1 rRNA gene is annotated in these 2,562 nt (G+C 54.3%); it reads right to left on the reverse strand.

Going from position 1 to position 2,562, the window contains the following annotated elements:
- Positions 1-2,357 (reverse strand): 23S ribosomal RNA (locus ASF72_RS18305); the annotation flags it as partial.
- Positions 2,358-2,562: the final 205 nt, after the last annotated feature.

Here is a 2,562-nt window from a genome sequence, read left to right on the forward strand (position 1 = left end):
CCTATCCTACACAAGCCACTCCGAACACCAATACCAAACTATAGTAAAGGTCTCGGGGTCTTTCCGTCCTGCTGCGCGTAACGAGCATCTTTACTCGTACTGCAATTTCGCCGAGTTTATGGTTGAGACAGCGGGGAAGTCGTTACTCCATTCGTGCAGGTCGGAACTTACCCGACAAGGAATTTCGCTACCTTAGGATGGTTATAGTTACCACCGCCGTTTACTGGGGCTTAAATTCTCAGCTTCGCCTTGCGGCTAACCGGTCCTCTTAACCTTCCAGCACCGGGCAGGAGTCAGTCCGTATACATCGTCTTGCGACTTCGCACGGACCTGTGTTTTTAGTAAACAGTCGCTTCCCCCTGGTCTCTGCGGCCCCGATCCCCTCCCACCAGCGTGTGGTGTTCAAGGTTGGGGCCCCCCTTCTCCCGAAGTTACGGGGGCATTTTGCCGAGTTCCTTAACCATAATTCTCTCGATCGCCTTAGTATTCTCTACCTGATCACCTGTGTCGGTTTGGGGTACGGGCGGCTAAAACCTCGCGTCGATGCTTTTCTCGGCAGCATAGGATCACCAAATCCCCCCACTAAAGGGGGTCCCATCAGATCTCAGGCATCATGAACAGCGGATTTGCCTACCATTCGCCCTACATCCTTAGACCGGGACAACCATCGCCCGGCTTGGCTACCTTCCTGCGTCACACCTGTTAATACGCTTGCCTCCCAGGATCAGGTCCCGCGCTCCACCAAAAACCACGTCACCACAAGGGCGGGCGGTCAGGTCTCGGGCGGTTAGTATCCCCTGTTCAACATGGACGGTTTTTCGCCGGTACGGGAATATCAACCCGTTGTCCATCGACTACGCCTGTCGGCCTCGCCTTAGGTCCCGACTTACCCAGGGCAGATTAGCTTGACCCTGGAACCCTTGATCATTCGGCGGACGGGTTTCTCACCCGTCTTTCGCTACTCATGCCTGCATTCTCACTCGTGTAGGCTCCACCGCTGGTTTACACCGCGACTTCACTGCCCACACGACGCTCCCCTACCCATCCAAACGCCTGAACCACAAGGGCTTAGCTAATATTTGAATGCCACAACTTCGGCGGTGTACTTGAGCCCCGCTACATTGTCGGCGCGGAATCACTTGACCAGTGAGCTATTACGCACTCTTTTAAGGATGGCTGCTTCTAAGCCAACCTCCTGGTTGTCTTCGCAACTCCACATCCTTTCCCACTTAGCACACGCTTAGGGGCCTTAGTTGGTGGTCTGGGCTGTTTCCCTCTCGACTATGAAGCTTATCCCCCACAGTCTCACTGCTGCGCTCTCACTTACCGGCATTCGGAGTTTGGCTGACGTCAGTAACCTTGTAGGGCCCATTAGCCATCCAGTAGCTCTACCTCCAGCAAGAAACACGCAACGCTGCACCTAAATGCATTTCGGGGAGAACCAGCTATCACGAAGTTTGATTGGCCTTTCACCCCTACCCACAGCTCATCCCCTCCATTTTCAACTGAAGTGGGTTCGGTCCTCCACGACGTCTTACCGTCGCTTCAACCTGGCCATGGGTAGATCACTTCGCTTCGGGTCTAGATCACGCCACTGCAACGCCCTATTCAGACTCGCTTTCGCTACGGCTTCCCCACACGGGTTAACCTCGCGACGTAACACTAACTCGCAGGCTCATTCTTCAAAAGGCACGCCGTCACAACTACTATGCACACAAGGTGCGGTTGCTCCGACGGATTGTAAGCACACGGTTTCAGGTACTGTTTCACTCCCCTCCCGGGGTACTTTTCACCTTTCCCTCACGGTACTGGTCCGCTATCGGTCATTAGGGAGTATTTAGGCTTATCAGGTGGTCCTGACAGATTCACACGGGATTTCTCGGGCCCCGTGCTACTTGGGATACTCTCACAGGCGGCACAAAACATTACGGTTACGGGGCTCACACCCTCTCTGGCCGGCCTTTCAAGACCGTTCACCTATGCCTGCACATCACACCCCACCGGTCCGGCAGAACCAGTATGGAAAGTCCCACAACCCCGCCCATGCAACGCCCGCCGGCTATCACACATGGAACGGTTTAGCCTGATCCGCGTTCGCTCGCCACTACTAACGGAATCACTATTGTTTTCTCTTCCTGCGGGTACTGAGATGTTTCACTTCCCCGCGTTCCCCCCACACACCCTATGTGTTCAGATGCGGGTCACCAGGTCACTCGCGCGCCTGGCGGGGTTTCCCCATTCGGACACCCTGGGATCACAGTCCGGTTATCGACTCCCCCAGGCTTATCGCAGATTCCTACGTCCTTCTTCGGCTCCTAATGCCAAGGCATCCACCGTGTGCTCTTAAAAACTTGACCACAAAAGATCAAAAACGCTAATTTTCGAGAGAACCACAGAAACCAACCACACGATCAACACCACCCCGAAAGGTGACACCATCACGCGCAGCCAGATCCAGGTTCATATTCTTGGAAATTGCTTCTTATAAAAGATGCTCGCGTCCACTATGTAGTTCTCAAACAACAACCCCAAACCACACACCCCACACAACCCTCCCAAAAG

It is taken from the genome of Arthrobacter sp. Leaf141 (assembly GCF_001424565.1).
Taxonomy (GTDB): Bacteria; Actinomycetota; Actinomycetes; order Actinomycetales; family Micrococcaceae; genus Arthrobacter.